Annotated in this window: 27 protein-coding genes; 15 read left to right on the forward strand and 12 right to left on the reverse strand. The window is 29.2% G+C overall.

Annotated features, from left to right (window positions below; translation table 11 throughout):
- Positions 1 to 472: 472 nt before the first annotated feature.
- From ABY863_RS07155 to ABY863_RS07210, 12 genes are all read left to right on the forward strand, one after another.
- Positions 473 to 1327 carry a DUF4382 domain-containing protein gene (locus ABY863_RS07155; protein ID WP_372793576.1) on the forward strand — a complete coding sequence of 285 codons (855 nt, stop codon included), beginning with the start codon at positions 473 to 475 and terminating at the stop codon, positions 1325 to 1327.
- An 839-nt stretch (positions 1328 to 2166) separates the two neighbouring features.
- Positions 2167 to 2802: a DUF2846 domain-containing protein gene (locus tag ABY863_RS07160; RefSeq protein ID WP_372793577.1), complete on the forward strand. Its 636-nt coding sequence runs from the start codon at positions 2167 to 2169 to the stop codon at positions 2800 to 2802.
- 389 nt (positions 2803 to 3191) lie between these two features.
- A complete protein-coding gene (locus ABY863_RS07165) occupies positions 3192 to 3338 on the forward strand; it encodes a hypothetical protein (protein WP_372793578.1) in 147 nt (48 codons plus the stop codon).
- A 751-nt stretch (positions 3339 to 4089) separates the two neighbouring features.
- Positions 4090 to 4473 (forward strand): hotdog fold domain-containing protein, encoded by a 384-nt coding sequence (locus ABY863_RS07170; RefSeq protein WP_299524079.1) that lies wholly within the window; start codon positions 4090 to 4092, stop codon positions 4471 to 4473.
- A gap of 7 nt (positions 4474 to 4480) precedes the next feature.
- Positions 4481 to 5305 carry a 3-keto-5-aminohexanoate cleavage protein gene (locus tag ABY863_RS07175; RefSeq protein WP_372793579.1) on the forward strand — a complete coding sequence of 275 codons (825 nt, stop codon included), beginning with the start codon at positions 4481 to 4483 and terminating at the stop codon, positions 5303 to 5305.
- A gap of 26 nt (positions 5306 to 5331) precedes the next feature.
- Positions 5332 to 6375: an L-erythro-3,5-diaminohexanoate dehydrogenase gene (locus tag ABY863_RS07180; RefSeq protein WP_372793580.1), complete on the forward strand. Its 1044-nt coding sequence runs from the start codon at positions 5332 to 5334 to the stop codon at positions 6373 to 6375.
- Positions 6376 to 6404: 29 nt separating this feature from the next.
- Entirely contained in the window at positions 6405 to 7682 is a 1278-nt protein-coding gene (gene ablA, locus ABY863_RS07185; RefSeq protein ID WP_372793581.1) for a lysine 2,3-aminomutase, read from the forward strand.
- A gap of 25 nt (positions 7683 to 7707) precedes the next feature.
- Positions 7708 to 8580, forward strand: coding sequence for a hypothetical protein (locus tag ABY863_RS07190; RefSeq protein ID WP_372793582.1), 873 nt, complete (start codon positions 7708 to 7710; stop codon positions 8578 to 8580).
- Entirely contained in the window at positions 8570 to 10171 is a 1602-nt protein-coding gene (locus tag ABY863_RS07195) for a hypothetical protein (RefSeq protein ID WP_372793583.1), read from the forward strand. The genes ABY863_RS07190 and ABY863_RS07195 overlap by 11 nt, the downstream gene beginning before the upstream one ends.
- Positions 10164 to 11732: a lysine 5,6-aminomutase subunit alpha gene (locus ABY863_RS07200; protein WP_372793584.1), complete on the forward strand. Its 1569-nt coding sequence runs from the start codon at positions 10164 to 10166 to the stop codon at positions 11730 to 11732. Before ABY863_RS07195 ends, ABY863_RS07200 begins: the two co-directional genes overlap by 8 nt.
- Before the next feature lie 2 nt (positions 11733 to 11734).
- Positions 11735 to 12463 carry an OAM dimerization domain-containing protein gene (locus tag ABY863_RS07205; protein WP_372793585.1) on the forward strand — a complete coding sequence of 243 codons (729 nt, stop codon included), beginning with the start codon at positions 11735 to 11737 and terminating at the stop codon, positions 12461 to 12463.
- A 43-nt stretch (positions 12464 to 12506) separates the two neighbouring features.
- Positions 12507 to 13688, forward strand: a complete 1182-nt coding sequence (locus ABY863_RS07210; protein WP_372793586.1) for an acetyl-CoA C-acetyltransferase — start codon at positions 12507 to 12509, stop codon at positions 13686 to 13688.
- A gap of 430 nt (positions 13689 to 14118) precedes the next feature.
- Here ABY863_RS07210 and ABY863_RS07215 read toward each other — a convergent pair whose 3' ends face one another.
- Genes ABY863_RS07215 through rsfS form a run of 7 tightly spaced genes read right to left on the reverse strand, consistent with a single transcriptional unit; the run spans position 14119 to position 19537 of the window.
- On the reverse strand, positions 14119 to 14733 hold the full coding sequence (locus ABY863_RS07215) for a YceI family protein (RefSeq protein ID WP_372793587.1): 615 nt from the start codon (positions 14731 to 14733) through the stop codon (positions 14119 to 14121).
- A gap of 12 nt (positions 14734 to 14745) precedes the next feature.
- A complete protein-coding gene (locus ABY863_RS07220) occupies positions 14746 to 15006 on the reverse strand; it encodes an acyl-CoA-binding protein (protein WP_372793588.1) in 261 nt (86 codons plus the stop codon).
- Between the two features lie 19 nt (positions 15007 to 15025).
- On the reverse strand, positions 15026 to 15676 hold the full coding sequence (locus tag ABY863_RS07225) for a phosphatidylserine decarboxylase family protein (RefSeq protein ID WP_372793589.1): 651 nt from the start codon (positions 15674 to 15676) through the stop codon (positions 15026 to 15028).
- Between the two features lie 2 nt (positions 15677 to 15678).
- Positions 15679 to 16494 carry a phosphatidate cytidylyltransferase gene (locus ABY863_RS07230; RefSeq protein ID WP_372793590.1) on the reverse strand — a complete coding sequence of 272 codons (816 nt, stop codon included), beginning with the start codon at positions 16492 to 16494 and terminating at the stop codon, positions 15679 to 15681.
- 3 nt (positions 16495 to 16497) lie between these two features.
- Complete coding sequence (locus ABY863_RS07235) at positions 16498 to 17085, reverse strand: hypothetical protein (RefSeq protein ID WP_372793591.1); 588 nt, start codon at positions 17083 to 17085, stop codon at positions 16498 to 16500.
- 43 nt (positions 17086 to 17128) lie between these two features.
- Positions 17129 to 19132: an ATP-dependent zinc metalloprotease FtsH gene (ftsH, locus tag ABY863_RS07240; protein ID WP_372793592.1), complete on the reverse strand. Its 2004-nt coding sequence runs from the start codon at positions 19130 to 19132 to the stop codon at positions 17129 to 17131.
- Positions 19133 to 19165: 33 nt separating this feature from the next.
- A complete protein-coding gene (rsfS, locus tag ABY863_RS07245; protein WP_372793593.1) occupies positions 19166 to 19537 on the reverse strand; it encodes a ribosome silencing factor in 372 nt (123 codons plus the stop codon).
- A gap of 87 nt (positions 19538 to 19624) precedes the next feature.
- Here rsfS and ABY863_RS07250 point away from each other — a divergent pair, with 87 nt between their 5' ends.
- Complete coding sequence (locus ABY863_RS07250) at positions 19625 to 20362, forward strand: biotin--[acetyl-CoA-carboxylase] ligase (RefSeq protein ID WP_372793594.1); 738 nt, start codon at positions 19625 to 19627, stop codon at positions 20360 to 20362.
- Positions 20363 to 20377: 15 nt separating this feature from the next.
- Here the strand turns inward: ABY863_RS07250 and ABY863_RS07255 are convergent, their stop codons facing one another.
- Both ABY863_RS07255 and pyrE read right to left on the reverse strand, forming a co-directional pair.
- Entirely contained in the window at positions 20378 to 20767 is a 390-nt protein-coding gene (locus ABY863_RS07255; RefSeq protein ID WP_372793595.1) for an SRPBCC family protein, read from the reverse strand.
- Between the two features lie 10 nt (positions 20768 to 20777).
- Entirely contained in the window at positions 20778 to 21428 is a 651-nt protein-coding gene (gene pyrE / locus ABY863_RS07260; protein WP_372793596.1) for an orotate phosphoribosyltransferase, read from the reverse strand.
- 43 nt (positions 21429 to 21471) lie between these two features.
- On the opposite strand from pyrE, the gene ABY863_RS07265 reads away from it, so the two are divergent.
- Positions 21472 to 22020: an NUDIX hydrolase gene (locus ABY863_RS07265; protein WP_372793597.1), complete on the forward strand. Its 549-nt coding sequence runs from the start codon at positions 21472 to 21474 to the stop codon at positions 22018 to 22020.
- 106 nt (positions 22021 to 22126) lie between these two features.
- Positions 22127 to 23731, forward strand: coding sequence for a SulP family inorganic anion transporter (locus ABY863_RS07270; protein WP_372793598.1), 1605 nt, complete (start codon positions 22127 to 22129; stop codon positions 23729 to 23731).
- A 26-nt stretch (positions 23732 to 23757) separates the two neighbouring features.
- On the opposite strand, the gene ABY863_RS07275 is transcribed toward ABY863_RS07270, so the two are convergent.
- From ABY863_RS07275 to ABY863_RS07285, 3 genes are all read right to left on the reverse strand, one after another.
- A complete protein-coding gene (locus ABY863_RS07275; RefSeq protein WP_372793599.1) occupies positions 23758 to 25116 on the reverse strand; it encodes an aldehyde dehydrogenase in 1359 nt (452 codons plus the stop codon).
- A gap of 162 nt (positions 25117 to 25278) precedes the next feature.
- Positions 25279 to 25911 (reverse strand): NTP transferase domain-containing protein, encoded by a 633-nt coding sequence (locus ABY863_RS07280; protein ID WP_372793600.1) that lies wholly within the window; start codon positions 25909 to 25911, stop codon positions 25279 to 25281.
- Positions 25901 to 26026, reverse strand: a complete 126-nt coding sequence (locus ABY863_RS07285) for an XdhC family protein (protein ID WP_372793601.1) — start codon at positions 26024 to 26026, stop codon at positions 25901 to 25903. Before ABY863_RS07285 ends, ABY863_RS07280 begins: the two co-directional genes overlap by 11 nt.

Raw genomic sequence — 26026 nt, forward strand, 5'->3', positions numbered from 1 at the left:
CGAATCCCTCATTGCCCACCAGAGTTAAAAGCTTCCATTTTTTGGAAGCTTTTTTTATTTAAAATTAATTTTATCTAAACATGAGTTTTAAGATTGCATGGAAAGGTTCAAATGTAACTTCCGTGAGTGTTTGCCTAAACTTTATGTTAGACCCTATATTTTAAAACAATGAAAAGTACAAATTGGAAATTTAAAATATTTAAAAATAGTATTGAAGCTGAGAAGTGGTGTACTGAATAAACTTTAATAAAAAAAATAATTATTGCCCACCAAAGTAAATCCTACTATAAATTGTAGGTTTTTTTTTGTTTTTATAAACCTTTTTGTAAAAAATAAATTATTTTCATTTTTATGGTAGGGTTTTTGTTGTTTAAATTATTATATAAAAAAAGAGTTAATTTAAACTTTGAAAAAAAGAAGTAGGCTCTAATAAAATAGGTCTAAATTTGTCACTTAATTAAAAAATAAGAAAATGATGTTAAAAAGAATTTTTACAATAGCAGTGGTAGCACTTTCAATGATATTTGTTCAAAGTTGTAATAATGATGATTTGGATAATACAGCTAGAGTTCAATTGAAATTAGTTGATTTGCCAGGTGATTACTTGAAGGTTAATGTTAATATTGTTGATGTTCAATACAACAATTCAGAAGATGAAGAAGGATGGAAAAGTTTTGAGAGTTTTACAGGGCCTCAAGAAGTTGATTTAACAGACCTTGTAGGTGGTGTTAATCTGGTATTGTCAGATGAAATTATTCCAGCTGGCACTTTAAAACAAATTAGACTAGTGTTAGGAGATGGTAATACTCTTATGATAGAAGGTGAAACAGAAGTAGATGGAGAAACATTTCCACTAGAAACACCAAGTGCACAGCAATCTGGATTGAAGTTAAATTTAAATGAAGAGTTAAAATCTGGGTTTTCATATACATTTATTTTGGATTGGGATGTTCAAAAATCAATTGTAAAAACAGGGTCTGACAAGTATATTTTAAAGCCTGTAATTAGAGTTGAAGCAGAAGCAAAAACAGGAAGTATAGAAGGAATAGTAACTGGAGATAAAACTGATGATGATGTTGAAGGAGCTGTAGTTTTAGAAGGTGTTTCAGTAAAGTTATTTAAGGCTGATGCTCTTGAAGGAGATGAGGCTTATGCAACAACAACTACAATCACTAATGGGTATTTTATATTTGAAGGCTTGCCAACTGTTGATTATGAAGTTGAAATTGAACAAGAAGGGTATGCATCTTATGAGTCTGAGGACATTACTGTAAATTTAAATGAAATAGCTAGTGCAGGAACTATAGAATTAGTTATTACAGAATAAATTTTAGATATTTAATTAGAACTAAAAGCTTCCAGAAATGGAGGCTTTTTTTATGCCTTATATTTAACAAACTACTTATTTTACTACACTTTCTATTTTTAAGAATTTCTTAATAATTTACAAATCATCTACAAAAAAGGTATATGATTAGGTTGCATTTTAACCTTGGGGTTGCATTCTAAAATCATCAACTTATTAATAAAAACTAACTATGAAAACCCACAAAATAGGGATGCAATTAGGTGTGCCATTTTTCTTAAAAAAAACTAAAACTATGAATAATATTAAAATAAGAATATTATTTTTATTGCAGAAAGCATGAATAAACAAACAAAATAAATGCTCAATTAGCTATCGGTTAACATTTAAATATAGTTATGGTAAGGTTGTACAACAGAAGGTTATTGAGCTGATGGTGTAATTAAATACTAAATTGAATAAATAAATTTACTATATTTAATTTGTAAGTAATTTTTCCAGCACTTTTTCATAGCAATTTAGGGCCTCCAATATGGGAGTGATTTTTTATTTAAGAATGTCTTATCTAAATTTTACTATTTTTTTTAAGCATGACAAATTTTTCGTAATGTAAAATTCTTAATTGATGGTAAATTTGGACTTATGATAAAAATCATCCTATTTCTTAAATAAACTACTTAATTTTAAATATTGTTTAAAACCATATAAAAAGATTGCTTCGATTCCATTTTATTAAATTATAAAGAATAAATCTCCGTGATATTTTTTGTTGGGTTATTTAGTGGAGTTCAGAAACCACATAGAAAAACGAGGCTAAACCCAAAAGCCATATTAATATGGGAAAAATTAATATATATTATATGAAAAAATTAATATTATCTATTTTCTTACTGATTTCTATTCTTTTTGCTAATGCCCAAGATACAATTGTTAAAGGAGATGGAGAAAAGGTAAGTGCAAAAGTTACAGAAATTGGTTCATCTTATGTTAAATACAAAAAGTTCACAAATTTAAATGGTCCAGATTACGAAATAAACAGAGATGAAATAAAGGTAATAGTTTTTGAAAATGGTGAAATAGAATCTTTTAATCAAATGGATTCCAGCTCAAATAATCATAGCAAAAAAAATACTACTCCAGAAATAGCATCAGGTAAAGCTCAAGTATACTTTATTCGTTCAACAGGATTCGCAGGTAGTGCAAGTGCTTTTAAAGCTTTCATAGATGAAGAGTTTGTTTGTAATTTAAATAATAAAAGATATTCAATTCATGAAGTAGATAGTGGAGAACACATATTTACAGTTCAATTTGCAGGAAAGAACCCCAAAAAGAGAGCTGAACCTATAAAAATAAATACTCAGGCTGGAAAAACCTACTATGTTCAAATGGTTTTTCAAACAGGGATATTAAAAAATAATTTATACTGTCAAGAAGTAACTGCAAGTTCAGCTGAGACTGTACTAATTAATTTGAAACAGGATACTAAGTGCTTCTAATTAAAAAAACTTTAATGAATACATGTTCATAGGATTATAGTCAATTTATATATTCTATTGCTCACCAAAGTAAAATCCTACTGGAAATTGTAGGATTTTTTTATGCGTTATATTTAGCAGATTTTATTTTTTTGTTTACTGAAAAAGAAGAAAATATTCATGAAAATTACTCTAAAATAATATTATGGTTGTTTAAATTTCTTTGTACATAATTTCTTATTCCTAATCTAAATCATTTAAAATAAATTTTATTGTGAGAATAATCATTTTAGAATTTAGTTCTGGGATTTAAATTTGGCTTCATAATATAAAATTAATTTTATTCAACATTTATTTAGAAGGAGTATTGAAACTCCGTTTTAAAAAAATGAATTTTTTAAAGTAATTTATTGAATTTTAGAAAGATGAATGATAATGTGAAACAACAGCGTTATAGTGAAAAGTACAATAGTTTATTTGATAGAACTGAATACTTTGATTCAGGAGGTAATATTTTTGCTTATTCTATAAAAAATAAAATACATCAACGTATTTAATTTTATAAAGCCAATGGGGCTTTTATTAAATTCAATGAATATTGAGAATTCATCTGTATAAAATTTCTCATTGCCTACCAAAGTAATCTTGCAAGAAATAGTAGGATTTTTTTATCCTTTTTAAAAAATAGTTGATTTATTGATTTTTGTCACATTTTACTTATGTAATATATGTTACATTTGTCATGTAGGTTCTAAACCTACATCTTTTTCATAGCAATTTTCCCTCTCCAACATTGTTAGAGAGGGTTTTTTTATTTTTTATAATTAAAACTTGTGATATTTGTCATATCATTTATTAAATTAACTAATTAATTTTGGATGATTAATTATTTAAAAACATGATGTTTGCCTATAAATTATTGTACGAAAGAGTACGAAGATTTGAAGTAACTGACACTTCAATTATCATGTTGTTTCTTAAGTCTTTATAGAAACAGAATAATACCTATTTGCTTAAATCTAGGTTTATGTTTTACATTTTCACTTAAAACAATAGCTTATTTACTATTTAAAATTTGGCTTTAAAAGTGTAAAACGGTGCTATAATTAAATTTATCAGGAAACACATATTTAGGTTATTTATTATCACGAAAATTTTTATTAATATTTATCTTTTTATTTAATAATTACAGAGCTTCTTATTGTTATTAATACAAAAAATAGAATTAAATTTGCTTTAAAATCACTAAAAGTGTATTTAAATTAAAAATATAAAAATCAAAACATAAATTTAACAAAATATAATAATATGTTAAAATCAACAATTAGATTACGAATGAGTTCACATGATGCTCATTATGGGGGAAATTTAGTAGATGGAGCAAGAATGCTTCAATTATTTGGAGATGTTGCTACAGAACTTCTTATTTTAAGAGATGGTGACGAAGGATTATTCAAAGCATACGATATGGTAGAATTTATGGCTCCTGTTTATGCTGGTGATTATATTGAAGCTGTTGGTGAGATTATTGAAGAAGGAAATTCTAGTAGAAGAATGAAATTTGAAGCTAGAAAAGTAATTGCACCACGACCTGATATTTCTGATTCAGCTTGTGATTTTTTAGAAGAACCAATAGTTGTTTGCAGAGCCACAGGAACCTGTGTTACTCCAAAAGCGAATCAGCGTAAATAAATTTACTATGGAAAAATTAATAATTACAGCAGCCATTTCTGGTGCAGAAGTTACTAAAGAGCATAATCCTGTAGTTCCTTATACAATTGAAGAATGTGTTCGTGAAGCTAGTTTAGCCTACAAAGCAGGTGCAAGTATTATTCATTTGCACGTTCGTAAAGATGATGGAACACCTACCCAAGATAAAAATCGTTTTAAGGAGGTAATGGATGCTATTAGGGTTGAATGTCCTGACGCAATTATTCAGCCTTCAACTGGCGGAGCCGTAGGTATGACCAATGACGAAAGATTACAACCTACTGAATTATACCCAGAAATGGCAACATTAGATTGTGGTACTTTAAATTTTGGTGGTGATGAAATATTTGAAAATACAGAAAATACGATCAAATATTTTGGTCAGCGAATGATTGAAAATAATATCAAGCCAGAACTTGAAGTATTTGATAAATCTATGATTGATATGGCTTTACGTCTTCATAAAAAAGGATTTATAAAGTCCCCAATGCATTTTGATTTTGTGATGGGTGTTAATGGTGGTATTTCTGGAACTTTAAGAGATTTTGTTTTCTTAAGAAACAGTATTCCTGCTGATGCAACATATACTGTTGCGGGAGTTGGAAGATTTGAATTTCCATTAGCAACTGCAGCCATTATTGATGGAGGTCATGTTAGAGTTGGTTTAGAAGATAATTTATATATATCTAAAGGAGTGCTAACAAAATCCAATGGAGAGTTAGTAGAAAAAGTAGTGAGATTAGCAAAAGAGCTAGGTCGTGAAATAGCTACTCCTGCTGAAGCAAGAGAAATTTTAGGATTGAAGAAACGATAAACGCTTTCTGATTTAATAATACTATAATGAAAAAAGGAAATAAATATGGAATTCATAGGGTTTTAGAACCTAAAGGAGTACTTCCACAACCTGCAACAAAGGTTGATAATAATGTTGCTGAAATTTATGACAATGAAATCTTGGTAGATGTTGATATTTTAAATATCGATTCAGCGAGTTTTACACAAATAAAAGAACAAGCAGGTGGTGATGTTGAAAAAATCAAAGAGATTATTTTAAACATTGTTGCAACCCAAGGAAAAATGAAAAATCCTATTACGGGATCTGGTGGTATGTTTATTGGTACCGTGATAAAAATTGGAGATGCCCTAGAAGATAAAATTAATCTTAAAGTTGGAGACAGAATAGCAAGTCTTGTTTCGTTGTCGTTGACACCTCTTAAAATTGAAGAAATTATTGAGGTAAAAGCAAACATTGACCAAGTAATTGTAAAAGCAAAAGCTATATTGTTTGAAACAGGATTATACTCAAAATTACCAATAGACATGCCAGATGCTTTAGCATTAGCCGTACTTGATGTATGTGGTGCGCCAGCTCAAACTGCACGATTGGTAAAATCAGGTGATACAGTTGTTATTATTGGAGCAAGTGGTAAATCAGGTATTCTTTGTTGTTACGAAGCTAAAAGAAGAGCTGGTGTCACAGGAAAAGTAATAGGTGTTGATTATAGCGATAAAGGTTTGGAAGCTTTAAAAAAACTAAATATCTGTGACGAAATCTTGAAACTTGATGCAACAAATGCACTTAGCTGTTATGAAGCAGTTTCTAAAGTGACAAATGATAAACTTGCCGATGTTGTTATCAATAATGTAAACATTCAAAACACAGAAATGAGTTCAATTTTGATGTGTAAAGATAGAGGTGTAGTGTATTTCTTTAGTATGGCTACTTCATTTACAAAAGCAGCTTTAGGTGCTGAGGGAGTTGGTAAAGATATTGACATGATTGTTGGAAATGGCTATGCATTAGGTCACGCTGAAATAACTCTAAATATATTAAGAGAGGACAAGGGTATAAGAGATTTATATGAAAGCCTATATGCTTCATAAATTATTTTATCTAGTTAAATTTTAAGAAAATGAAAAAAGAATATAAAAAAGTACCCTATAAACATATTCCTTTATTTAAGGAGGTTCCTGATGAAGATTGGAACGATTGGAGATGGCAATTAAGACATGCCATTAGAGACATTCCTACATTGGAAAAAGTTATAAAATTAACAGACGAAGAAAAGGATAATCTTTCAAGTACTTTAAGTAAGTTCAAAATGGCAATTACGCCATATTATGCTGCTTTAATGGATAAGGAAGATAGAAATTGTCCTGTAAGAATGCTAGCAGTTCCTGTTCTTAATGAGTTGTTTATTGCGCCTTCTGATTTGGACGACCCACTACATGAAGATGTAGATTCTCCTGCTCCAGGACTTACACATCGTTATCCAGACAGAGCTTTATTGCTGGTTACAAACGAATGTTCTATGTATTGTCGTCATTGTACACGAAGAAGAGTAGTTGGTGATTCTAGTGAGAAAGTAGCTAAAGACCATTTAGAACAAGCTTTTGAGTATATAAGAAATACACCTCAACTTAGAGATATAGTTGTTTCTGGTGGTGACCCTTTAATTTTAACTGATGAGCGTTTAGATTATATTCTTGGTGAGTTAAGAAAAATAGACCATATTGAAATTATTCGAATTGGTAGTAGAATGCCTGTGGTGCTTCCTCAAAGAATTACAGATGAATTTTGTGAAATGATTAAAAAGCATCATCCAATATATGTGAATACGCATTTTAATCACCCAAAAGAAGTAACTGAAGAGGCTAAAATTGCTTGTGAAAGATTGGCAAATGCAGGAGTTAATGTTGGAAATCAATCAGTATTACTTAGAGGAATTAATGATTGCTCTAATATTATGAAAAAGTTAATGCACGAGATACTAAGAATTCGTGTAAGACCTTATTATATTTATCAATGTGACCTTTCTGAAGGAATTTCACACTTTAGAACTACTGTTTCTAAAGGGATTGAAATTATTGAAAATTTACGAGGACATACTTCTGGTTTAGCAGTTCCAACTTTTGTAGTTGATGCGCCTGGTGGTGGAGGTAAAATTCCTGTTATGCCAGATTATTTAATATCTCAAAATGAGAAGAGAGTGGTATTAAGAAATTACGAGGGTGTCATTACAACATATACTCAACCAACAAACGGAATCGAGCATGATTCTGAAAATTGTGAGTTCTGTAAAGATGAGAATTTACCTGCTAAAGATGGTGTAGCCATGTTATTAAATAATGATGGATTTTCTCTTCAACCTGAAAATCTGAAAAGAAAAAATAGACAACACCTAAAATAAAGTATTAGATACTGTCCACATTCAAATGAAAAGTGCTATTACAAATCAATTGGTTAACAAAATAACATTCTTAGTAGGTAATAAAAAGAATGCAGGTAAAACAACTTTTCTAAATTATGCTCTAAAGCAAGTTAGAAAAGTTGTGAATCCTACTTTTTTTACAATTGGAATTGATGGTGAAACAAGTGATTTAATTTATGATACTCCTAAGCCAAAGATTTATACTGAAATTGGAGATTTTGTAATCACTTCTAATTTAATGATTAACAAAAGTGATGCTCTGTTTGATATTTTTCACGTGTTTCCATACAAAACAGTATTAGGAAGGCTTGTTTTAGCCAAAACATTAAGAAGTGGAACTATTGAACTTGTTGGTGCGGAAGATAATAAACAAATAACAGAGATAATTGAATATCTAAAAAATGAAGAACAAATAAAAACGATTATAATTGATGGAGCTGCGAGTAGAGCAACACAAGTGGCTTCAATTAAAAATAGTAATTTTTATTACATTATTAAATTAGATCATAAGAGTATTAATTCGGATATCAACAAATTTAAAACAATAGCATTAATAAGTAAATTTAAAAGTGTTGACGATATTTTGGACGTTGAAACTAAGAATGTTTTTGAAATTAAAGGAGCTTTAACAGCCTCTAAGCTTTTATCAATTCCTGAAAACTGTGATATTCTAGTATTAAATGATTTTACAAAAATATTTTTGGATTTTTCTCAAATTTTGGAGTTGACAAGAAAGTTTGAAATTGCGTATAAAATTCCATATCAACTAATCTCTTTTGTTGTAATTCTAAAGGATATAAAAAAAGAAGATTTTAAGAAAATATTAAAACAACACAATATAGAAGAAACAATTTTATACAATCCATATGAAAATTAAAGAAATCATACAATTTATAGAATTCAATACATTCTATTCGGAGTATGCTCCTTTAACTCCTTATGGGTTACAGAATAAAAATAAATACCATGTCTTTACAGATACTAAGTTGCTTTCATCTATTCATATTTCAATAGGGAAAATTGTAACTTTTATCAATGAAAAACCTATTATATATGTTAAGATTGAAAATCATTTCAAGAAAATTTCTTTATTAAATTCATTAGAAAGAAAATTATTCGATTCTGCAGACATATTTCTAGTAAAAAAATTACTGGTTAATTATAAGAATATTGTTAATCTTTTAAATGATATAATTAAAGAAGATTTACAAATCAACTTCTCATCAAATGAATTGTTGAGTTTTTTATCTCTAGATGGTGCAAATAACGAATCCTTTTATTTAAATGCTTCATATAGTAAAGACCTTGAGGGAAATCGAAAAAAATTAGCTGAAATAAATCAAAATTTAGTTGAGATTAAGAATGAAAGATTTAGTGAGATTTTAAAAGAGCACAATCTCGATTTTAGATTTCGAGATTTTATTGTAGTAGAAGAAAGTCAAACAATTAATCTTAATTCAAATCTTGTTTATAAGGAAGTATATGACAAAAATTCTTTACTAATAAAACCAATTCTTCCGAAGGGATATTTCGAGTTACATGAAAAGAAAGAAGTTTTATTAACCGAAGAACAGTTGTTTGAACAAGATGTTCTTGAAAAAATATCTAGTAAAATTTTAGCAGAGAAAGAAACTTTAAAAGAATATCTTCAAAAGCTAGAAATGCTTGATACGCTATTTGCGAAAGCAAGATTGGCTATTAGCTATAAAATGAATCCTCCTGTTTTAGGGAATATAAAAGAAGCTATTGAAGTTAAAAATGGGTATTATTTACCACTTGCAAACAAATGTGCCAAACTAGGTGAAATTTACACACCTTTAAATACTGAATTTAAAAATAAAACCTGTGTTATAACAGGCTCCAATATGGGAGGTAAAACAATGCTTTTAAAAACCATTGGTTTTATGCAGGTCTTAACGCAAATGGGGTTTTGGGTTCCTGCTGAAAAATTTAAAACATCAGTTTTCGAGAAGATTCATTACATAGGAGAAGACCTTTCTGAAAAAGTTGAAGGGTTAAGTAGTTTTGGATTTGAGATTCACAATCTTACTGAAGCGATAAAAGATTTTGATAAAAACACGCTTTTATTAATTGATGAGTTTGCAAAAACAACAAATTCAATCGAAGCAAAAGCTATTATTGCTGCAATGCTGAAAAGTTTTTCTCAGAAAGTGACTTTGAGTAGCTTTGTATCAACTCATTTTATGGAATTGCCTGAATTTGAAAATGTGTCTTTTTATAAAATGAAAGGATTGGATTATTCCGAATATGAAAAATATTATAATAAAGAAAAACAATATTCATTGCGAGAAAGAATTAGGCTGATTAATACTTTTATGCGTTATGAAATTATAAAAACAGATAATAATGATAGTACATATGATGCGATAAAAATTGCAGATATATTAGGATTAAATGAGGAAATTATTACATATACAAAAGAGTATTTAAGAGGGAATTATGACTAAATCAAAATTAAATCTCGACACGAATAAGATTGCGAAAGCTCGAGAACTTTCAAAACAAATTTCTGCACCCGTGCAGGAATATATAGAAAAGAATACAACAGTTGCCATAGAAAGAACAACACTTAGAATGATGGGTGCTGATGGTGTTGATTCCAATGGTGTGCCAATTCCAAATAAGGTTGTTGACCAAATTGGAGATAACCTTTGCTATGGAGCTACTAAGTATTATATTAATGCTTTGCTTAAAAAAGGGCTAAGTTCTGATGAACTAAATAAAGAAATTAGCAATGGACTAAATATTACCAAACTAGATTTTGTTGATTTTTCTTTTATTGAAGATAAAGCACAAGAGTTAGTTGAAAATTTTGCTTCAAAAGTGAAAGCAAATGTTGCCTTCCGAGAGGAAAAGGTACATAAGTATAAAGAGAAAGAAAATTCTCCGCTATTGTATCTTATTGTTGCAACGGGTAATATTTATGAAGATGTGAAGCAAGCACAAGCTGCAGCAAAACAAGGAGCAGATATTATTGCTGTTATTAGAACCACAGGTCAAAGTTTATTGGATTTTGTTCCTTATGGCCCTACAACAGAAGGTTTCGGAGGTACGTATGCAACCCAAGAAAATTTCAAAATAATGCGTAAAGCATTAGATGAAACAGGTGATGAAATTGGAAAATACATCAGATTGGTAAATTACTGCTCAGGTTTATGTATGCCAGAAATTGCAGTAATGGGAGCTTTGGAAAGATTGGATATGATGCTTAATGATTCTATGTACGGAATTCTGTTTAGAGATATTAATATGTACAGAACTTTTGTTGATCAAAAGTTTTCAAGAATGATTAACTCTTTCGCAGGAATTGTAATCAACTCAGGTGAAGATAATTATTTGACTACTTCAGATGCTGTTGAAAAGGCTTATACGGTTACTGCATCTCAGTTTATTAATGAAAGATTTGCATACGAATCAGGTTTGCCTGCTAAATTAATGGGATTAGGTCACGCTTTTGAAATGAATCCAGATATTAAAAATGGTTTTCTTTTAGAAATGGCACAGGCACAAATGGCAAGTGAAATATTCCCTGAAGCACCATTGAAATATATGCCTCCCACAAAATATATGACAGGAGATATTTTTAAAGGTCTAGCAATGAATACTTTATTTAATTTTATTGCAAAATCTACAAATCAAGGAATTTTATTGCTTGGAATGTTAACAGAAGCCATTCATACTCCATTTATGCAAGACCGTTTTTTAGGTGTTGCGAATGCAAAATATGTATTAAATAATATTGCAGATTTTTCTGATGATATTGAATATAAAAAAGATGGTATTATGCAAACTAGAGCAAAAGTTGTACTAGACGAAACCATTGAGTTTCTTGAAGAGATAAATAAAACTAACTTGTTTAATGCTATTGAAAGTAAAATGTTTGCAGAAGTAAGTAGACCAAAAAATGGAGGTAAAGGTTTAGAAGGAGTTGCTGAAAAAGCAGCAGATTATTACAATCCATTCTACACCTATCTTGAAAATGAATTAAATATTGTAAAAGGAAACTAGTTATGATGATAAGACCTTACGGAGATACATTAAATGATGGAGCTGTTCAATTGTCATTCACTTTACCTGTTGCACATTGTGCAAAAGCAGATGAAGCAGCAATTATATATACAAAAAAATTAGGTTTTAAAGAAGTTGAGGTGGTTCACTCAAACCCGCTTTCTGATGAATTTACATTTTTTGTTGTGTATGGAAAAACAGATATTAGTATTGATTATGATAAAGTAGTTGTTGAAGAGGTTGAGAAATCTCTAGATTTTTATGGTGTAAACAATTTTATCAAAGAAAATATTGAAAGAAAAATTGTAGTTGTTGGTGCTTGTTCAGGTACAGATGCACATACTGTTGGTATTGATGCAATTATGAATATGAAAGGATTCGATCAACATTATGGCTTAGAAAGATATCCAATGATTGAAGCACACAATCTTGGGGCTCAAATTCCAAATGAAGAATTGATTAAAAAGGCAGTTGAATTAAAAGCAGATGCTATTTTAATTTCACAAATTGTAACTCAAAAAGAGGTTCACATTCAAAATTTAACTGAATTTATTGAATTATTGGAAGCGGAAGGGTTACGGTCTAAAATGGTTGTTTGTGCAGGTGGGCCAAGAATAGGAAATAAATTAGCACTTGAACTTGGTTACGATGCAGGTTTTGGTAGAGGAACTTACCCAGAAAATGTAGCTTCTTTCATTGTGGAGAAAATGCATGAAAGAGGTATGAAATAGAGATTGTCAGTTTTAAATGAAAAAATAATAAAAAATTAGTAAAATGAAAGAAGTATATATAATTGATGCAGTTAGAACTGCAGTTGGAAATTTTGGAGGTTCACTTTCTAAAATCACTGCAGTGGAACTAGGAACCGTTGTTGTAAAAGAACTTTTAAAAAGAAATAACCTTGAAGGAAAAGAAGTTGATGATGTGCTTATGGGCTCAGTATTAACTGCGGGTCAAGGTCAAAATGTTGCACGTCAAATCGCTATTGGAGCAGGAATACCAAATGATAAAACTGCAATGACTATTAATATGGTTTGTGGTTCTGGGCTTAGAACCGTTGCAATGGCAGCACAAGCTATTAAGGCTGGTGATGCAGAAATAGTAATTGCTGGGGGTACTGAAAATATGTCTATGTCCCCGTATATTTTGCCAAAAGCTCGTGAAGGTTATAAAATGGGGAATGGGCAAATTGTAGACACTATGATAAATGATGGTTTATGGGATGTGTTTAATGATTATCATATGGGTATTACAGCTGAAAATTTAGTTGACAAGTATAATTTAACAAGAGAAGAACAAGATGAATTAGCAGCTAATTCTCAAAATAAAGCTGAAAAAGCAATTATAGAAGGTAAATTTGTTGATGAAATTGTACCAATAGAAATTCCTCAACGAGGAAAAGATCCTATCATTTTTGATACTGATGAGTTTGTAAGACGAGGTGTTACAGTTGAGTCTTTATCAAAAGTTAGACCAGCATTTAAAAAAGATGGAACAGTTACTGCAGCAAATGCTTCAGGGATTAATGATGGTGCTGCTGCTATTATAGTAGCAAGTAAAGAAGCTGTTGAAAAATACAATTTAAAACCAATGGCTAAAATTATTTCTTACGCATATCATGGTACCGATCCTTCAATAATGGGAATTGGACCTGTTGAAGCAGTCATAAAAGCGTTAAACAAAGCGGGTTGGGAAAAAGAAGATTTAGATTTAATTGAAGCAAACGAAGCTTTCGCAGCACAAGCATTATCAGTTATCAAAGAACTTGATTTAAATACAGAAATAACAAATGTTAATGGAGGAGCTATTGCAATAGGTCATCCTATTGGAGCAAGTGGAACAAGAATTTTAACAACATTACTTCATGAAATGAAACGAAGAGAATCTAAAAAAGGATTGGCTACACTTTGTATTGGTGGGGGAATGGGTATTGCAATGTGTATAGAGAGTTTATAAATAATTAGAGCAAAGTAATATTTATAGTTGAGTTTTTTTTAACCCTTCTTTTTAAAGGTTATTGCTCACAAAAGTTAAAAGCTTCCATTTATGGAGGCTTTTTTTATACTTTCTAAAATAAATATTAGATTTATTGATTTTTGTCATATCCTATGCATGTAATATAGGTTACTTTTGTCATGTAGGTTATAAACCTACATCTTTTTCATAGCAATTTTCCCTCTCCAACCCCAAGTTGAGAGGGTTTTTTATTAATAGGTGCTTTAATGTTCTAATTTTTATTTAATAGCGCCTAAAATTTTTAAGTTAAATGCAACTTGGTTTTAAATTAAATGATACATCTTTTTCCATAGGTGAACTTGAACGGATTAAGATACTTCTCTTTTTTTATTTTACATCTAAATATATATAGGTATATACCTAATATTATTTATTCATATTTCAGATAGGTAGCAACTTCAATTTTAACTTCACTCCAAGTTTTTGAAATACCATCATCTCCAGAATGCAAATCTTTGCAAACTGTATTTAACGCTTCTATAGCTAATTGTGCTTGCCAATTATCTAAGTTCATTACTGCTTCAATAGTGGCCATTTGATCACTAATTACATATGTTATTGGTAGTGTTTGAGAAATCCCATTCATGGTTAATTCAACAGAGCCTGATGTTTCATTAATCATATTTATTGAACCAGAAATTACTTCAGTATTTTTCATAGAACCAAAAAAGAATTTTTTTAATTTAGCATCTCTAATGGTATCTTTTGTGAATAAACTACTCACAGGAATATTAAATTTTAATCCGTTTAACGCTTCTATAGCTGTAGAGGAGGTTTTTGCATTTTTAATATTAACTTTAGTGAATTGCCCTTTAACAGGTACTTTGCTAGTTGTTTTATAAGCAATCCAATTTATTGTTGTTGTCTTTTCTTCAACAGTATAGCCTTTTTCAACTTGTTTTGCTTCTTTTTTTTCATTCTTTTTACAAGAAGAAATAGTTGTTATTACTAATAATAGTAAGCTAAGTGTATAAATTTTTCTCATAATTGCTAATTTTTATTTTAAATGTTTATTGACAAGATTTATATATTCTTGTTTTGCTTCATCTATTGATAAATGACTTAATTGAAACCAAGCATTTAATTTAAATGAATTTCTTAATTGAATATCACCTGATGGTTTTTGGTAATTATTTCCTTTTGTTGCTTGTTTATAATAAGCATAAAAGGCAAGCATTATATCTGGTGGAAGTTTTATAGTTGTTTGAGAAGCAAAGGCATAAGCCTCTTCAAATTCAATATTTAATTTTGTATTCATTAATTAAAAATTAAAAAAATTACAATGTGGCTATTATTTTTTCCCCACCTCGTACTTTGTCATTTAGTTTTACGTTAATTTTTGCGTCTAAAGGTAAAAATAAATCTACACGAGACCCAAATTTAATAAAACCTGCATCATTACCTTGAATTGCTATTTCATTTGGCTTTGCATAGTTTACAATTCGTTTTGCAAGTGCACCTGCAATTTGTCGATAAAGAATTTCACCCACTGTTTCGTTTTCTATAACAATTGTTGTGCGCTCATTTTCTTCAGATGCTTTAGGATGCCAAGCTACTAAATATTTTCCTGGGTGATATTTACTATATTTTATTAATCCACTAGTTGGATACCTTGTTACGTGCACATTTAAAGGAGACATAAATATAGAAACTTGTAAACGTTTATCCTTAAAATATTCCTTTTCAAAAACTTCTTCAATAACAACTACTTTTCCGTCAACTGGCGCAATAATATGATGGTCATTTATTGCAGTACTCCTTTTTGGGTTTCTGAAAAATTGTAAAATTATAATGTAAAATACTAATAAAATACAAGCTAGTAATTTATTTAACCAGACAATACCTATGAAATTATCAATTAAAATAATTCCAGTGCCTAGAATAAATGTAGAAATTAAAATTAGCTTATAGCCTTCTTTATGAAACATAATTATTGTACAAATTGTAAGTAAATAAATATAAACGGTGCAGCAAAAATAACACTATCAAATCGATCTAAAAATCCACCATGTCCAGGAATAAAATTACTGCTATCTTTTACTCCAGCTTGACGTTTAAACATAGATTCAATTAAATCTCCCAACACCCCAAATATACTAACAATTCCAGCAATTACAATCCATTGTACTAATGAAAGGGTTGTAAATTGTTGAGCTAAAAAATAACTTAGAGTGAAGGTAAAAAACATTCCTCCAATAAACCCTTCAATTGTTTTATTTGGAGAAATACGTTCTAGGAGTTTATGTTTCCCAAAATTTTTACCTACTAAATAGGCAAAAGTGTCATTTGTCCAAATTAAAAGAAATACACCTAATATTGTTGTATTCACATAATTAAAGGTAGTATTTAAAAAAGGAATTTTAACGATTAACGTAAATGGGACTACGATGTATATTATTGATAAAAATATTTTACCTAAATGACTTATGACTTCTTCTTTTTTTGCGAATAGAATGGAAGCAAATGATATGAAAATGGTTAAAAATAATGCAACGCCTACATATTCAAAGATCATTTTCTTTGGGATATCCTCAAACCCCATAATATTTACAAAAATAAAAAGTAATGTTCCAATTAAGTATGGAAATATACTTTTTAATTGAATCATTTTTTTAAATTCGTAAAGGCAAAAGATCATTAGTATAAAAAAAAGAGTAATAAATGAAATTTTACTATAGAGAATTGAAAATATTAAAACACCAGCAAATATAACTCCTGAAAGTGCGCGTTTTATAAAGTTTGTCATAAATTATAAGTCTTCGAATAAAAGCAAATATAAGTTTTTTGCATTTGTATTTCCATAATTCATAAAATCAATTTCTTTAGAATTTGGATTGTAATTTTTAATAGCGCTAATATTACTTGGAATATTTCCTTGGTAACGTGTTTTAATTCCAGTTAAACTATCTCCATTTGTTTTTACAAACTGACTTGTAGTTGCATAAACTATAAAGTTTTCGGATAATTCAGCTATTTTACATTCTTTTAACTGATTGGAAGAAAATAAAATACTGCCATTCTCAGCTATTAAGTGTTCACAACTTGTGAAAAAAGGCAACGTATTGTCAAATGTATCTTTAGTTTTTACAGAAAGAGTTTTGGTGAGTTTAAATAAATCATTGTCATTACAGATTAAAGTATCCCAATAATTTTCTTGAATTATATTTGATAAATTTTCAGTAACTTCCTCTAAAGTTGTGCAATAGAGGAATTTGCCGTTATTTTTAATGAAATTTTGAACAAAAATTTGATCAAGAGGTAATGATTCTAAATCTAAATTTTGCTCTTCAATTTCTTTATCTTTTGGGGTATTAAATAATTTTTTAAAAAAACTCATTAGCTGTTTTGAATATATTCAAAATTATAAAAAAGATATGAATTTACTCTTGTGTTTCTGATGAATTTTCAATATTTGATTCTTCAGGTATAACTTCACTAACCGTTTTACTTAATTTTTCAATAACTTCTGGTGCTTTATCATCAAAAGCTCTTTTTCCAAAAATCACTTCTAAATCATTTTTGAAAATCACTTCTTTTTTTAATAATAACTCAGCTAACGTTATTAATTTATCTTTATTGTCACTTAAAATTTGAATTGCTCTTTGATATTGAGTTTCAATAATTTCTGAAATTTCTTTATCAATAATTTGGGCAGTATCTTCACTATAAGGTTTTGTGAAATTGTATTCCGATTGCCCAGAAGAGTCGTAATAGGTAATATTACCAATTTTATCGTTTAACCCATAAACAGTAACCATAGCCCTTGCTTGGCGGGTTATTTTTTCAAGATCATTTAACGCTCCAGTAGAGATTTTATTAAACATTAGTTTTTCAGCGGCTCTACCTGCAAGTGTAGCACACATTTCATCTAACATTTGTTCAGTTTGTACTATTTGGCGTTCTTCAGGTAAATACCAAGCAGCCCCTAATGATTGTCCTCTAGGAACAATGGTAACTTTTACAAGTGGAGCAGCGTGTTCTAGCATCCAACTAGCAGTTGCATGACCAGCTTCGTGAAAAGCAATAGTTTTCTTTTCTCTAGGTGTTATTATTTTATTTTTCTTTTCAAGTCCTCCAACAATTCTGTCAACGGCATCTAAAAAGTCTTCATGATGTACTGCTTTTTTACTTTTTCTAGCAGCAATTAAAGCAGCTTCATTACATAAATTTGCAATATCAGCACCTGAAAAACCAGGCGTTTGTTGTGATAAAAATTCCACATCAACATCTTTACTAAGTTTTAAAGGTTTTAAATGCACTTTAAAAATCTCAGCTCTTTCCGTTAAATTAGGTAAATCTACATAAATTTGACGATCAAAACGTCCTGCACGAAGTAATGCTTTATCCAAAACATCTGCACGGTTAGTAGCGGCAATAACAATTACATTAGTATCTGTACCAAAACCATCCATTTCTGTTAATAACTGGTTCAGTGTATTTTCGCGTTCATCATTTCCTCCTGTAATATTATTTTTTCCACGGGATCTACCAACTGCATCTATTTCATCAATAAAAATAATTGAAGGTGACTTTAATTGTGCTTGTTTAAATAAATCTCTAACACGTGAAGCCCCAACTCCTACAAACATTTCAACAAAATCTGATCCTGAAAGTGAGAAAAAAGGTACGTTTGCTTCTCCTGCAACTGCTTTTGCTAATAAAGTTTTTCCTGTACCAGGAGGACCAACTAACAATGCTCCTTTTGGAATTTTACCACCAAGTGAGGTATATTTGTCTGGGCTTTTTAAGAAATCTACAATTTCTTGTACTTCTTCTTTTGCACCTTCTAAGCCAGCTACATCTTTAAAAGAAATTTTTATTTTTTGATCTTGGTCAAATAATTTAGCTTTTGATTTTCCGATACTAAAAATTTGTCCTCCACCTCCAGAACCACCACCTGACATTCTTTTCATAAAATAAATCCACAAACCAATTAAAAATATAAAAGGTAAGTACATAAATAGTTGATCTAAAATATTGGTTTTTTCTTCATTCTTAACATCAAAATCTAAATCATACGTCTGTTTATCAGCGCTTAACTCTTTTTCGAAGTTTTGTAAATCACCAAATGAATAATTATACATTGGTGAATTAGCAGAGTATAAAGAGCCTTTATTTTTTTTATGTTGTTCTTTTTCAGAAGCTTCACTTTTAATAAAAATTTCAGCAACACTTCTATTTACAATAATTATTTTTTCAATATCATTTTCAGACAGAATGGCTTTAAACTCATTTTGACTTAATTTTTTTGAACCTAAATTATCACTGTTTAAAAACTGATACCCTATAAATAATGCAAAAACAATTCCGTAAATCCAGTAAAAATTAAATTTAGGAGTTTTTATATTTTTAGGTTTTGGCGTGTTTTTTTTATCTTGACTCATCTATTTTTTTATTTCAATGATTTTGTAAAATTCTTAAATTGTTGAAGATATTGTTGTGATTTTGGCATCACCCCAAAGGCTTTCAATATCATAATAATCACGTATATGCTTTTGAAAAACATGAACAACAATGTTTACATAGTCCAATAAAATCCATTCAGCATTACCTTCACCTTCAACATGCCAAGGCTTATCTTTTGTTGCTTTGCTAACTTGTTTTTGTACAATACCAGAAATAGCATTCACATGAGTATTTGAAGTACCAGAGCATATTATAAAATAATCACAAACGGTATTTTCAATTTCTCTCAAATCTAAAATTTGGACATCTACGCCTTTTACATCATCTATTGCTTTTAAAATTGCTGCTATTGAATCGTCTGCGTTTATATTTTTTTTTGACATTAATTTTTTTTTAATTTTGTTGCAAAGTTATTATTTTTTTATAACAAATTTGATTTTATGTAACTTTGTTAAATTTATCAACTTTTTATGAATATAATCAAACTTAATGCCATTGATTCTACAAATTCTTACCTCAAGGGGCTTGCTGTAAAATCATTTATTGAAAGTTATACAGTTGTTATTGCTGAACACCAAACTGAGGGTAGAGGTCAGATGGGAACTACTTGGGTTTCTGACAATGGTAAAAATCTAACATTCAGCGTTTTAATTAATTTCAAAACCTTTAAAGTTCAAGATCAATTTTACTTGAGTATGGCTGTTTCTTTAGCGGTATTAAATAGTGTTAAAATGAATGTTAAAACTCCAATTGCTATAAAATGGCCAAACGACATTTTGGCAGGTAAAGACAAACTAGCTGGAATATTAATTGAAAATGTTTTGAGTGGTAATTTTATTAAACAATCTATTGTTGGAATAGGTTTAAATGTAAATCAACAAGTTTTTTCTAATAGTATAGGTAGAGCTACTTCATTAAAAATGATTTCAGGAATTAATTTTGACAATGATTTATTATTAGCTGAAATAATTACTTCTATTCGTTACTTTGTTGGATATATTGAAAGAAATGAATTTAAGCAACTAAAAGTTTTATATTTAGAATCACTTTATCAATTCAATAAACCTACCATGTTTGAAGATAAAATTGGAACTGTTTTTTTAGGGAAAATAGTAGATGTTTTTGAAGATGGGAAATTAGTAGTTGAATTTGAAAATGAAAAAACTCACAAATTTAACTTGAAAGAAATTAAATTTGCGAGTCTTTAAATAGGTTGTCTTTTGTTATAATTTTCCTGCGTTATTTGTTAGTGTATCAATAAATTTTTGAAGTGGGCTTTTAACCATCATAGCCATCATAGCATTAAATTCACCATCAAATAATAATTGAGCTTCACAGCTATTCTCAGAAACTGTATTGATAATTGCGGTTAAAGAAAAATTTAATTTACTACTTGCAGCACCTAAAATAATTTTGTCGAATTCTTGTTTTTCTTTCACTACCAATCTAATTTCTGGCATCCCTTTTAAACTGAATAAAAATGATTCACCATCAACTTCAAATTTATCAGTATTTTCAGGCATTAATTGTTCAAAATTTTGCAAGTTGCTTAAAAATTCAAAAAATTCTTTTTGAGATTTATTAATAACTGTTTTTTTACTTTCTAAGTTCATAAATTTGGTATTAAATTGAAGGTTTCCATTCACTTGGATTTTCTCTCCATTGTTTAAGTGTTTCTAATTCTTTTTCTGAAATATAATTACTATCAAGTGATTGTTCTAATAAATAATCATAATTACTTAATGTATTTAAACTAACATTAGCTTTTTTAAAGTTTTTTGTTGCAATATCAAAACCATACGAGAAAATAGCAACCATTCCTTTTACATTCGTTCCTTCAACTTCTTTTAAAGCTTTAATTGCATTTAAACTGCTTTTACCAGTGCTAATTAGATCTTCAACAACTACAACATTTTTATTTTTTTCTAATAAGCCCTCAATTTGATTTTTTCTACCATGTTCCTTTGCTTCAGGCCTTACATATATAAATGGCACATTTAATTGCTGAGCAACCAACACACCAATGGCAATTGCACCTGTAGCCACACCAGCTATTACATCAGGTTTCCCATATTCGACTTCTATAATTTTAGCCAAATTTTCACTTAAATAATTTCTTATTTCAGGAAATGAAAGTGTTGTTCTATTGTCACAGTAGATAGGCGATTTCCAGCCAGAAGCCCAAGTGAAAGGGTCGTTTGGCTGTAGTTTAATTGCCTTTATTTGCAATAACAATTCCGCAGTTTTTTTTGCAGTATCTTTGTTCATAATCATAATGCAAATGTATAAAGTTTTTGTGAATGACTGTCTAATAATTTTGACAGAAAATAAGAATATTTCAACAAGTTTAAATAAAGTAGCTTTTGAAACTGTAGATATTTTTGGAATAATAAAAAAACTATTAGATGGTGATTCTGATGGTATTTGTCTGTTATGTAGTGATTTAGAAGGTTGTTGGCAGCTATTTAAATCTCAATTTAAAATTCAAAAGGCAGCAGGAGGCAAGGTCTTAAATTTTAAAAATGAAGTGCTTTTTATTTATCGTTTTAACAAATGGGATTTACCAAAAGGCAAATTAGAAAAAGGAGAATCTATTGAAGAATGTGCAGTTAGAGAAGTTGAAGAAGAGTGTGGAATTACTAATTTAAGCATTGAAAATGAGTTAGATACTACTTTTCACATTTTTGAACGAAATAACACTGTAATTTTAAAGATTACCTATTGGTTTTTAATGAAAACAACATATAATGAAAAATTAACTCCTCAGTTAGAGGAAGGTATTGAACAAGTTGTTTTTAAAAATAAAATTGAAACAGAAGATGCATTAAAAAATACTTATGAGAATATAAAGTTACTGTTCCTTTAAAAGCTTTAAAATAAGTACGTTGTCACCTTTATTTCGCCTAGTTTTTACATTAAATTCATTAAAACAAAAAAAACTATCTTTGCCACTTTTTGAAAAGTAAATAGTTATGACTGAATTTATTAAAAAGCAAACTGCAAATTTTAGAAACGATATATTATCTGGTATCACAGTTGCTTTGGCTTTGGTCCCTGAAGCTGTTGCTTTTGCTTTTGTTGCAGGAGTTGATCCGTTAGTTGGATTATATGCAGCCTTTATGGTTGGTTTAATTACTTCTATTTTTGGAGGCCGACCTGGAATGATTTCTGGTGCAACAGGTGCTTTGGCAGTTGTTATGGTTACATTAGTTGCCAGAGGAAATGCTATGGGGGCTCCAGAAGAGAATTTAGGATTGTACTATTTGTTTGCAACTGTTATTTTAATGGGAATTATTCAGGTTTTGGCAGGTGTTTTAAAACTAGGAAAATTTGTTCGCATAATTCCCCATCCAGTAATGATGGGATTTGTAAATGGATTAGCGATTGTTATCTTTCTTTCTCAGTTGGGTATGTTTAAAAAAACAATAAATGGTGAAAAAGCTTGGTTACAAGGTGAGCAACTGTATTTAATGATTGGTTTAGTTGGTTTAACCATGTTAATTATGTGGGGGTTACCTAAAATTAAACAATTAAAAAAATTACCAGAAGCTTTAATTGCAATTTTAGTAGTAAGTACTATTGCAATAATATCTAATTTTGATATTGCTACTGTTGGTTCTTTTATTAGTGATGGAGGCGGAGAAGGGTTAAAAGGAGGTTTACCAACATTAAATTTAGAAACTTTTTCTAAAGTACCTTTCACTTGGGAATCAATTAAATTTATTTTACCGTATGCATTAATTTTAGCAGCAATAGGTTTAATAGAATCGTTAATGACCTTAAATTTAATTGATGATTTAACGGAAACTCGTGGGAACGGAAATAAAGAATGTGTAGCACAAGGAAGCGCTAATATAGTGACAGGTTTATTTGGTGGAATGGGTGGTTGTGCAATGATTGGTCAATCTATCATAAATATTAAAGGTGGTGGTAGAGGCAGATTGTCTGGGATTGTTGCAGCGGTAATGTTGTTGATATTCATTTTATTTGGTTCGTCTTATATTGAAAGAGTTCCAATTGCGGCATTGGTAGGAGTTATGTTTATGGTAGTTATTGGAACTTTTGAATGGAGTAGTTTTAGAATTTCAAATAAAATTCCAAGAACCGATTTATTTGTATTGATTTTGGTTTCAGCTTTAACGGTAATTTTCGATTTAGCAATTGCTGTAATTGCAGGTGTTATTGTTAGTGCCTTGGTTTTTTCTTGGGAAAATGCAACCAGAATTAGAGCACGAAAATCATTTAGAGAAGACGGTACAAAAATTTATGAAATTTGGGGACCACTTTTTTTTGGATCAATAACAACTTTTAATGATAAATTTGATGTTAAGAATGATCCGGATAACGTTGAAATAGATTTTATTGAATCACGTATTAGTGATCATTCTGCATTGGAAGCTATTTTTAATATTGTTGAAAAATATGAAACTGTTGGGAAAACAATTCATTTAAAACATTTAAGTGAAGAATGTAAAATATTACTTCATAAAAGTAACCCTAAATTTATGAAAGTTATTATAAATGATATTGACGATCCAAGATATCATATAGCTGAAGATCCGGAAGCATTCAATTAGTTTCATTAAAAAAAATCAGTTTATTTTTATTCAAATATTTTTTTTATAAAATTCAACTTAGTTTTAGAATAAGGTGAATATTTTAACGGAGGCTCAAAGAAAGTAGGTTTTGCTAAAATACTTTTAAAATGTGAAAATTCATTAAAACCATATTTTCCATGGTATGAACCAGTACCACTATTTCCAACTCCACCGAATGGCATATTGCTATTTGTAAAATGCATTACAGCATCGTTCACTGCACCTCCACCAAATGAAATTTCATTTAAAATTTTATTTTTTATAAAATTATTGTTTGTAAATAAATAGAGTGCTAAAGGTTTAGGAAATGATTTAATATTTGCGATCATTTGATCTAAATTAGTATATGAAATAATAGGTAAAATTGGGCCAAATATTTCTTCTTGCATTACCTTATCATCAAAATTTATGTTTGTCATCAAAGTTGGTTCAATATATCTTGTTTCAATATTGAAATTTCCACCGTAATAAATTTTAGATGAATCCATTAAATCAACAATTCTTTGGGTATTTTTACGATTTATTATTTGTACATAATTATCATTTTCAATTGAATATTGAGATTTTTTAAGTTCGGTAATTGCTAATTTCAAAAATTTTTCTTTTTGAGATTCATGAACCAAAACATAATCGGGCGCTATACAAGTTTGTCCTGCATTCAAAAATTTAGCCCATATTAACCGTTTAATTCCAATTTTTAAATTACAATCTTCTGTGAAAATGGCTGGGCTTTTTCCACCAAGTTCTAAAGTTACAGGTGTAAGATTTTTAGCCGCGGCTTGGTATACAATTTTACCTACGGCAGGACTTCCAGTAAAAAATATTTTGTCAAATTTTTGATTTAATAATTCAGTAGTTTCTTCAATTCCCCCTTCAATTACTTTTAAAAAGCGAGGTTCAAAATTTTCATTTATTAGCTTAGCAATAATCGAACTTGTATTTAAAGATAATTCACTTGGTGTAAGTACTGCAGTATTTCCTGCTGAAATAGCTGCAACCATTGGACCAAATATCAAAATATAAGGGTAATTCCAAGCACCAATAATTAAAGTTACTCCAAGAGGTTCAGGAATAATATAACTTTTAGAAGGCATATTTAATAAATTAGTTTTAACTTTTTGCCGTTTCCCCCATTTCTTTAAATTTTTACAGCAATTGTTTATTTCATGATAAATTAAACCTATTTCAGCTATGTAATTTTCTTTAGATGATCTTTTAAAATCTTTATAAATAGCACTGTGTATTGCCTCTTCATTTTCTTTTAATAAAGTTTTAAACTTTTTTAGTTGCGAAATTCTAAAATCAAAACTTTTAGTTGCATTACTATTAAAAAATTCCCGTTGGATTTCTATAATTTCTTTCATAACCAGTAACCTTAAATTTAAACGAATATAATAAATAACTACATCTGTTTTAAACTAAGAGTTGACTTAATTATTCAATTAAAAGCATTACTAGATTTATGAAAGTTAATATAAGTACGATTGATAATTTAAGATCTCGTTTAACCGAAGGTTTATGAGTATTTAATGAGTTTCATTTAAGAAAGAAATCCACGCGGTTTTGGTATTTAAATTTTTCAAAATCGCATTATCTAAAATTTCAATTTTAGAAATTTTAATAGGACTTATTTTTTTTATTTGGTAATCTAATCTTGTAGTTTCATCATTTACATTTAGAAGGAGTAGCTGTTGCCAAAACTTACAACTCATTTTTATAGGATGCCCATTTTTACCTTCAAATGTTGGAATCACAATTTCATTTTCAGTTGAAATTAATTTAGTTAATTCTTTTGAATTTAATAAAGGAATATCAATAGGATTTAAGATCACATTTTTTGTTGAATCTATTACTGTTAAAACAGTTTGAAGTGTTGAAAAAGAACCCATTTCAGGATTTTTATTAAGAATAACTTTTATCTTCATTCCTTGAAAATCAACAAAATTTTCTAGCCCATTTTCAAACCAAGGAATAGCATCAAAATAATGTTGATGATTATAACCTAATCCAATATATACTTCTGAAATTGTTGTTTTTGAAATTCTGTTGAGTTGTTCTAAAATCCAATAAGTTTGTTTGTATTTAAGAAGTCCTTTTGCTACACCCATTCTTTCCGATTTTCCACCAGCTAAAAGTACAAAAATGGACTTATTTCCCATAATAATCTTTCAATAATTCAGCAGCCACACTTATGGCAATTTCTTTTGGTGTGTGTCCACCAATATCTAAGCCAATCGGACAATGAACAGGTGAAATTCCAGCCTCAAAATTCAA

The organism is Lutibacter sp. (assembly GCF_041562875.1).
In the GTDB taxonomy this organism is placed as follows: domain Bacteria; phylum Bacteroidota; class Bacteroidia; order Flavobacteriales; family Flavobacteriaceae; genus Lutibacter.

What these genes read in the sequence shown, in the direction of transcription:
- ablA (WP_372793581.1), top strand. Translation starts at nt 6,405, where the DNA reads ATGAAAAAAGAATATAAAAAAGTACCCTATAAACATATTCCTTTATTT.
- ftsH (WP_372793592.1), bottom strand. Translation starts at nt 19,132, where the DNA reads ATGAGTCAAGATAAAAAAAACACGCCAAAACCTAAAAATATAAAAACT.
- ABY863_RS07190 (WP_372793582.1), top strand. Translation starts at nt 7,708, where the DNA reads ATGAAAAGTGCTATTACAAATCAATTGGTTAACAAAATAACATTCTTA.
- ABY863_RS07235 (WP_372793591.1), bottom strand. Translation starts at nt 17,085, where the DNA reads ATGAGTTTTTTTAAAAAATTATTTAATACCCCAAAAGATAAAGAAATT.
- ABY863_RS07270 (WP_372793598.1), top strand. Translation starts at nt 22,127, where the DNA reads ATGACTGAATTTATTAAAAAGCAAACTGCAAATTTTAGAAACGATATA.
- ABY863_RS07170 (WP_299524079.1), top strand. Translation starts at nt 4,090, where the DNA reads ATGTTAAAATCAACAATTAGATTACGAATGAGTTCACATGATGCTCAT.
- ABY863_RS07210 (WP_372793586.1), top strand. Translation starts at nt 12,507, where the DNA reads ATGAAAGAAGTATATATAATTGATGCAGTTAGAACTGCAGTTGGAAAT.
- pyrE (WP_372793596.1), bottom strand. Translation starts at nt 21,428, where the DNA reads ATGATTATGAACAAAGATACTGCAAAAAAAACTGCGGAATTGTTATTG.
- ABY863_RS07280 (WP_372793600.1), bottom strand. Translation starts at nt 25,911, where the DNA reads ATGGGAAATAAGTCCATTTTTGTACTTTTAGCTGGTGGAAAATCGGAA.
- ABY863_RS07155 (WP_372793576.1), top strand. Translation starts at nt 473, where the DNA reads ATGATGTTAAAAAGAATTTTTACAATAGCAGTGGTAGCACTTTCAATG.
- rsfS (WP_372793593.1), bottom strand. Translation starts at nt 19,537, where the DNA reads ATGTCAAAAAAAAATATAAACGCAGACGATTCAATAGCAGCAATTTTA.
- ABY863_RS07175 (WP_372793579.1), top strand. Translation starts at nt 4,481, where the DNA reads ATGGAAAAATTAATAATTACAGCAGCCATTTCTGGTGCAGAAGTTACT.
- ABY863_RS07275 (WP_372793599.1), bottom strand. Translation starts at nt 25,116, where the DNA reads ATGAAAGAAATTATAGAAATCCAACGGGAATTTTTTAATAGTAATGCA.
- ABY863_RS07215 (WP_372793587.1), bottom strand. Translation starts at nt 14,733, where the DNA reads ATGAGAAAAATTTATACACTTAGCTTACTATTATTAGTAATAACAACT.
- ABY863_RS07230 (WP_372793590.1), bottom strand. Translation starts at nt 16,494, where the DNA reads ATGACAAACTTTATAAAACGCGCACTTTCAGGAGTTATATTTGCTGGT.
- ABY863_RS07160 (WP_372793577.1), top strand. Translation starts at nt 2,167, where the DNA reads ATGAAAAAATTAATATTATCTATTTTCTTACTGATTTCTATTCTTTTT.
- ABY863_RS07220 (WP_372793588.1), bottom strand. Translation starts at nt 15,006, where the DNA reads ATGAATACAAAATTAAATATTGAATTTGAAGAGGCTTATGCCTTTGCT.
- ABY863_RS07225 (WP_372793589.1), bottom strand. Translation starts at nt 15,676, where the DNA reads ATGTTTCATAAAGAAGGCTATAAGCTAATTTTAATTTCTACATTTATT.
- ABY863_RS07250 (WP_372793594.1), top strand. Translation starts at nt 19,625, where the DNA reads ATGAATATAATCAAACTTAATGCCATTGATTCTACAAATTCTTACCTC.
- ABY863_RS07205 (WP_372793585.1), top strand. Translation starts at nt 11,735, where the DNA reads ATGATGATAAGACCTTACGGAGATACATTAAATGATGGAGCTGTTCAA.
- ABY863_RS07200 (WP_372793584.1), top strand. Translation starts at nt 10,164, where the DNA reads ATGACTAAATCAAAATTAAATCTCGACACGAATAAGATTGCGAAAGCT.
- ABY863_RS07180 (WP_372793580.1), top strand. Translation starts at nt 5,332, where the DNA reads ATGAAAAAAGGAAATAAATATGGAATTCATAGGGTTTTAGAACCTAAA.
- ABY863_RS07255 (WP_372793595.1), bottom strand. Translation starts at nt 20,767, where the DNA reads ATGAACTTAGAAAGTAAAAAAACAGTTATTAATAAATCTCAAAAAGAA.
- ABY863_RS07195 (WP_372793583.1), top strand. Translation starts at nt 8,570, where the DNA reads ATGAAAATTAAAGAAATCATACAATTTATAGAATTCAATACATTCTAT.